We start from the raw sequence: 6,587 nt of genomic DNA on the forward strand, positions 1-6,587 counted from the left end.
GGGGACTTCCGGGTTCGCCCGGGCGGCGGGCGGGGCAGGGGACTTCAGTAGGTGGAGCCCAGCCGGCCAAAGCTCTTGAGGGCCTTCACCTTGCTCTTCTTGATGAGGGCGCGCGACTCCTCCTCGCTGCCGGCGCTGTCGTACTCGTCCATCGTCGCCTGCTGCTCGGCCACGTCGGCGGCCACCGCCGCGGCGCCCGTGACGGCGCTGGCCTCGTGGAAGAGGGCCTGGTTCTGCTGGAGGTACATCTTCGCCTCGTCCTTGCGCCCGCCGCGCAGGGCCTCGGCGGCCTTCTGCATGTTGACGGCGCTGCGGGCCCGCGTCGCGTACACCGTGGCCTCCTTGTCCTGCCGCGCCAGCACCTCCTCGCGCCGGTCCGTCACCACCGCGGACAGCGAGGTGTCGCTGCGCACGACCACGTCGCGGATGAGGTCCGTGTACGCGAGCTTCAGGTCCGTCACCCGCACAGTGCGGCCCACCTCGTCGTCGGTGACGTTCAGCCGCACCACCACGCGCTCCAGCTGGCCCGCGGAGAAGTCCGGCAGCGTCACGCTCACGACGTTGCCGGTCTGGCTGGCGCGGTAGCCCAGCACCTCGCCCAGCGATGTGCCCGGGGGCAGGGTGAAGGTCAGCGTCACGTCGCGCGCCACGGACGTGGTGGCCTGCTGCAGGTCCATCTGGAAGAGGGTGGCCAGTTGCCCCGCGTCCTCGAGGAAGCCGTACGCGCCCGCGCCGTACTCGGCGAAGGACTGCATCAGGTCCTCGTTGAAGTCGGTGCCCACGCCGATGGCGCTCACGGTGATGCCGGCGGCGCGCAACTCACGCGCCTGCTGCGTCAGGCCCTCGTCGTCGGTGATGCCCTCGGTGGGCTGGCCGTCGCTCATCAGGATGAGGCGGTTGACGCTGTAGCCCCCCTGCGCCGTGGCGAGCTGGAAGCGGCCGGCGGACAGGCCCGCGCCGATGTTGGTGCCGCCCTCGTCCCAGATGCCGTCGATGTACTGGAGCATCCGCTCGCGGTTGCCGGGCGTGGCCGGCAGCGACGGCAGGCTCTTCACGTCCGAGCCGTAGTGGACGATGGCCAGCCGGTCCTCCTCGCGCAGCAGCGACACCAGGTGCCGCGCCGCCTGCTTCGCCTGGGCCAGCTTGTAGCCGCTCATGGAGCCCGAGCGGTCGATGACCAGCGCCAGGTTGACGGGGCTGCGCTTCGCCCCCGGCACCTCGGCGCCCGTCAGGTCCACCGTGGCGAAGACCTCGGAGGTGCCCGTGGGGATGTACGGGTGGGACAGGCGGCTCGTCATGGTGAGCGAGCCGACCGTCGCCGTCACCGGCTGGGGAGGCGCTGGCGGAGCCACCACCACCCCAGGGGGCGGCTTCGGCGGCGTGCCCAGCGGCGGCAGCCCCAGCACCAGGGCGGTGAGGGCGAGGCCGCCGGCCAGGCTGAGGAAGAGGACCGTTCGGTTCATGGCAGGGCTCCTTGCGCGAACGACGCGGGCCCTGCCTTTACGAACGACGCGCGGGAAAAGGTCTACCTCCCGCGGGGGAAAGTGTCAGTTCTGCGGCTGGACGCCGGTGGCGCCCGCGCAGAAGAAGGGCGAGTTGTTCTCGCCGAACGTCTCCCGGTACCGGGTCTCATTCGAGGCGCGCAGGGCCTCCAGCGTGGCCTGGTCCAACAGCAGGGAGCGGCACGACATGCGCTCGGGGAGGCCCGCCAGCACGCCCGAGGTGTCCTTCACCTCGCACTCGGTGGAGCCTTCCACGCACTCCTTGCTGCAGTAACCCTGCGCCGGAGCCTCGCGGTCGATCTCCTCCGTGTCGTTGCCGTTCGCGTCCTTCACCATGGTGGGCGGGAAGTCCGCGTCGCGCACGCAGATGAGGTCCTCGCACCCGATGGAGCCGAACGAGATGACGTCCTGGTTCAGCGCGATCTCCTTCTGGAGGATGTCCACGAAGCCGATGCCGCCGTTGGCCTCCGCCTCCGCGGGGGTCGCCTTACGGACGAGGGTGCAAGGCTTGCCAATCTCGCTGCTCACTTCGCAGCCACCCATGAACAACGCGAGGGACACCAGGAGGGTGGTTCGCACGGACATCTTCATGACACCTCTACAAAGGGGGGGAGGGGACGCGGGACCTCGGCGCCCGCGCAGCATCCAGCAGGGTACCACAGCACCCTGGAAGGCCAACGCCCCCGTACCACGGTCTGAGGCGATGGAATTATGAAGGAATACCGGAGGGATATAGGGCAGGCAGGCGCACGCAGGGCGGTTGATGGTTGGGAATACGACCGATAGGATGGGGCCGACGACGAGAGTCTCGCCGTACCCCGGTGGCAGTTACGCCCCCCTCCCTCACGGAGCCTCCGGATTTGAACCGCCCCACGTTGCTGCTCGCCCTGTGCCTGGTGCCTTCGCTGGCGCCCGCCCAGAGCCAGGAAGGCATGGGACTCGACCTGACGGAAGAGTCCCAGCCCGCCAAGACCCCCGAGGAATCTCCCACGCCACCTCCCGCCGAGGAGGCCACGCCGGCTTCCACGACGGCCACCACCGACCCCACGCCGGAGCTGGAGGCCCTGCCGCCACTGACGGACATCACCCAGGAGGACCGGGTGAAGAGCGTCCAGCGGAAGGTGTATCTCAAGAAGGGCCGCTTCGAGCTGACGCCGCTCGTCAGCATCTCGGTGAATGATCCGTTCTACTCCAAGTTCGGCGCGTCGCTGCGGGGTGCGTACTACCTGGCGGACACGCTGGCCATCGCCGCGCGCGGCACGGTGATGCAGGTGCTGCCGTCCGACGACGTGCGCACCGCCAAGCGCACCTTCAACAGCAAGATCTACAACTCGGTGCCCCAGTGGTCCGCCATGGGCGACGTGGAGTGGAGCCCGCTGTACGGCAAGGTGGCGTTCCTCAACTCCATCCTCCACTTCGACGGCTACCTGCTGGCGGGCGCGGGCGTGGTGCAGACGCAGACGTCCTCGCTGCCCGACCGCGGCCTCAACCCGGCCGCCGACCTGGGCCTGGGCATGCGCTTCGTGGCCAAGGACTACGTCGCGGTGAACGTGGCCCTCATCAACACCTCCTACGTGGATCAGCCCCTGGGCAGCAGCAAGGGCGCCATCCAGAACGTCATGACGCTCAACGCCGGCATCTCGCTGTTCCTGCCGTTCAAGTCGACGGGGAGGGACGCGGAATGAAGCTCGCCCTCCGTCTGCTTCTGGCCCTGTGCCTCGTCTCGCCCGTCCTGGGCCACGCCCAGGCCACCTCCGAGGAGGAGGAGGCCGGCGACGTGTCCGAGGTGGACAAGGACCGGCTCGGGCCGCTGCGCGAGCGCGTGCGCCCGGTTTCCGGGCACCTCTTCCTCAAGAAGGGGCGCTTCGAGTTCAGCCCGTCCGCCACGCTGTCGCTGCGCGACGCGTTCTTCAGCAAGTACATCTTCGGCGGCACGCTGACGTACCACCCGGCGGAGACGCTGGGCGTCAGCCTGCGCCTGGGCTACGCCATCAACACGGTGGCCGGCGCGGCGCAGAAGTGCACCTTCGAGGGTGACACCCGCGGCTGCCGCTCGCCCACCATGGACGAGCTCGACGGCGACGCTCCCGGCCAGCTCAAGCTGCTGGGCGGCGCGGACGTCCAGTGGGCCCCCATCTACGGCAAGCTGTCGCTGCTGGCGGAGAAGTTCGTCAGCTTCGACATGTACGGCATCGCCGGCGCCTCCGTCATCCAGTACCGCGGCCCGGATCCGGACAACCGTCTGGCCGCGAAGAACCTGATGACCGGCGGCGGCAACGTGGGCGTGGGCGCGCGCTTCTTCTTCAACCGCTGGGTGACGCTGCGCACCGAGGTGCGTGACCTCATCTACGTGGAGAAGGGTCGCGACGAGAACTACCTGCGCAACCAGCTCCTCTTCGAGCTGGGTGTCTCCTTCTTCTTCTTCAACGGCTCCGAGTCATGATCCGCTCCTTCCGGCTCATCCGTGTCGCCGTCCTCGGGCTCGCGCTCGCGTGGACGGCTCCCAGCTACGCCCAGAGCTTCGAAGGGCTGGACCTTGGTGGCCAGTCCAAGAAGAAGAAGCGCGGCTCCACCGCCAGCAAGAAGAAGAAGACGTCGAAGACGTCCTCGCGCAAGTCGAAGGGTGGCAAGGCCACCGCGGCCACCCCTCCGGAGGAGGACTCCGACGACGCCTCCGCCGCCAGCGCGAGCCCGGCCGAGTCGGTGACGCCCGCGGCGGCCACCCCGGCGCCCGCGGTGGCCGAGCAGCCCGCCGCCACCACCGCTCCGGCGGCCACGGCCACGCCCGCTCCGGCGCCCACGCCCGCCTCGCCTCCGGCCGGCGGCCTGGGGCTGGATTTGACGGCGGACGCGCCCAAGCCGGCCGCGCCCACCATGTCCTTCGACGCGGTGGACGTCTCCGGCAAGACGGCGGACCGCCAGCGCCTGGACGTGGCCGTCAGCCTCTTCAAGAACGACGAGTACGAGAAGGCCGCCATGGCGGCGCACGAGCTGCTCGGGGATCCGAAGCTCGCGGGCCTGCACACCGAGGCGCGCTACGTCCTCGCCAAGTCGCTCTACCGCCTGGGCATGTACCACTCGTCCCTGGGTGAGTTCTCCAAGCTGCTCGCCCTGGGCCCGTCCACCAAGTTCTTCAAGACGAGCCTCGAGTGGCTGTTCTTCATCAGCCGCAAGACGAAGAACGAGACGGTCATCCTCGACGAGATTGCCCGGCACGCGAACCATGAGTTCCCGGAGAAGTACCGCAACGAGTTCCGGTACCTGCTGGCGCGCTACCACTTCGTGCGCGGCCGCGCGCTGGACCAGGTGGGCCAGCCGGCGGAGGCGGACAAGAGCTTCGAGGAAGTGAAGCGCCTGGCGCTGCTGATTCCGCGCACGGACCCGTTCTTCCCGCGCGCCAAGTACCTCGAGGGCATCGCCGCGTTCCGCAACGGCAGCCGCCAGAAGGACGCCGCCTCCAAGCGCGTCAACGGCGAGATGCTGGCGTCCATCGAGGCGATGAAGGAGGTCATCCGCCTCACCCGGCCCGTGGCCGGCAAGTCCGCCGAGCAGGCGAAGCTGGACAAGTCGCTGCGCGAGCTGGCCTTCATGCAGCTGGCCCGCACGCACTACGGCATGCAGCAGAACCGCTACGCCCTCTTCTACCTGGCCAAGGTGGAGCGCGGGAACACCCAGTGGCTGGAGTCGCTCTTCGAGTCCAGCTGGGCCAACTACCGCGTGGGCCAGTACGAGCAGGCGCTGGGCAACCTCATCACCCTGTCGTCGCCCTTCTTCCGCGAGGAGTACTTCCCCGAGGCGCTCATCCTGAAGGCGGTCATCTATTACGAGAACTGCCGCTACCGGGAGTCCACGCTCATCCTCCAGGACTTCGAGCGCACGTACCTGCCGGTCCATGACCAGCTCGAGTCGCTGGTGAAGAAGAACATGGACGCCGGGGAGTACTACACGGTGCTCGCCGACGTGCAGAAGAAGAACAAGGAAGGCCTGGAGAAGAACGAGACGGACGTCATCCTGGAGCGCATCCTCCGGCTGGCGCTGACGGACCAGGACCTGCGCAAGACGAACGACTCCATCCTCGAGCTGGAGGGTGAGATGGACGCCTTCGCCAACAAGGCGGACACCTTCAAGTACTCGGACCTGAGCAAGTCGCTCTTGGAGGGCCTGAAGGTCCAGCGCACCGCGCTCATCTCCAAGGCCGGCATCATGGCCAAGGGCAAGCTGGAGACGGAGCTGGTGGCGCTCAAGCAGCTGCTGGCCAACGGCCTGCGCATCAAGTTCGAGACGACGACGAAGGAGAAGGAGTTCCTTGAGGAGCAGCTCAAGGCGGGCGGCCGCACGGCCATCGTCAAGAAGTACCGCTACTCGGTGGCCGTCCCGGACGACCAGCTGTACTGGCCGTACGAGGGCGAGTACTGGCGCGACGAGCTGGGCACGTACCAGTACACCCTGACGAAGGGCTGCATCGAGCGCGACACGGCGAACCGGAACGTCCAGTCCGCCGAGGCGATGTAGCACCCGACCCGTCCCCATCGACGGGGACGGGTACTTCTTCACACCACCGACCGCTGGGGGCGCTATCTTCCGCGCTCCCGGCGGTTTTCATTTTCGAGGAAGGGGCTCTCTGGTGCAGAGGCGGGCGGCGTCACTGCGCGTCGTCTTCGGAATCGTCGCGCTGGACCTCATCGGGTTCGGCATCCTGATTCCGCAGCTCGGTGTGTACGGGGTGAAGTTCGGCGCCTCACCGTTCACGGTGGGGCTGCTCATCTCCGTCTATTCGTTGATGCAGCTCGTCGCCGCGCCAGTCCTGGGCCGGCTCAGCGACCGGTACGGCCGGCGGCCGGTGCTGCTGATGAGCCAGGTGGGCTCGCTGACGGGGTACCTGCTGTTCGCCTTCGCGCAGTCCCTGCCGCTGCTGTTCCTGGCGCGCGTCATCGACGGGGTGTCCGGCGGCAACATCGCCACGGCGCAGGCGGTGGTGGCGGACATCACCTCGCCGAAGGACCGGGCGAAGGGCATGGGCGTCATCGGCGCGGCCTTCGGCCTGGGCTTCGTGTTGGGGCCGGCGCTGGGGGGCTTCCTGGGGGC

6 protein-coding genes are annotated in these 6,587 nt (G+C 68.5%); 4 read left to right on the forward strand and 2 right to left on the reverse strand.

Annotated elements, in window-relative coordinates; all coding sequences use genetic code 11:
• Positions 1-44: 44 nt before the first annotated feature.
• A complete protein-coding gene (locus tag HG543_RS50180; protein ID WP_169352088.1) occupies positions 45-1,463 on the reverse strand; it encodes a vWA domain-containing protein in 1,419 nt (472 codons plus the stop codon).
• Positions 1,464-1,547: 84 nt separating this feature from the next.
• Positions 1,548-2,087, reverse strand: a complete 540-nt coding sequence (cglC, locus tag HG543_RS50185) for an adventurous gliding motility lipoprotein CglC (protein ID WP_246357875.1) — start codon at positions 2,085-2,087, stop codon at positions 1,548-1,550.
• Between the two features lie 275 nt (positions 2,088-2,362).
• Between cglC and HG543_RS50190 the strand changes: the two genes are divergently transcribed.
• The 4 genes from HG543_RS50190 to HG543_RS50205 all read left to right on the forward strand — a co-directional run.
• On the forward strand, positions 2,363-3,187 hold the full coding sequence (locus tag HG543_RS50190) for an outer membrane beta-barrel domain-containing protein (RefSeq protein WP_169352090.1): 825 nt from the start codon (positions 2,363-2,365) through the stop codon (positions 3,185-3,187).
• Positions 3,184-3,945 carry an outer membrane beta-barrel domain-containing protein gene (locus HG543_RS50195; RefSeq protein ID WP_169352091.1) on the forward strand — a complete coding sequence of 254 codons (762 nt, stop codon included), beginning with the start codon at positions 3,184-3,186 and terminating at the stop codon, positions 3,943-3,945. Before HG543_RS50190 ends, HG543_RS50195 begins: the two co-directional genes overlap by 4 nt.
• Positions 3,942-6,014: an adventurous gliding motility protein GltC gene (gene gltC, locus HG543_RS50200; RefSeq protein WP_169352092.1), complete on the forward strand. Its 2,073-nt coding sequence runs from the start codon at positions 3,942-3,944 to the stop codon at positions 6,012-6,014. The genes HG543_RS50195 and gltC overlap by 4 nt, the downstream gene beginning before the upstream one ends.
• Before the next feature lie 112 nt (positions 6,015-6,126).
• Positions 6,127-6,587 (forward strand): MFS transporter (locus HG543_RS50205; protein WP_169352093.1); only part of this gene is annotated, 461 nt, incomplete at its 3' end.

This window comes from Pyxidicoccus fallax (assembly GCF_012933655.1).
GTDB classification, from domain to species: Bacteria; Myxococcota; Myxococcia; order Myxococcales; family Myxococcaceae; genus Myxococcus; species Myxococcus fallax.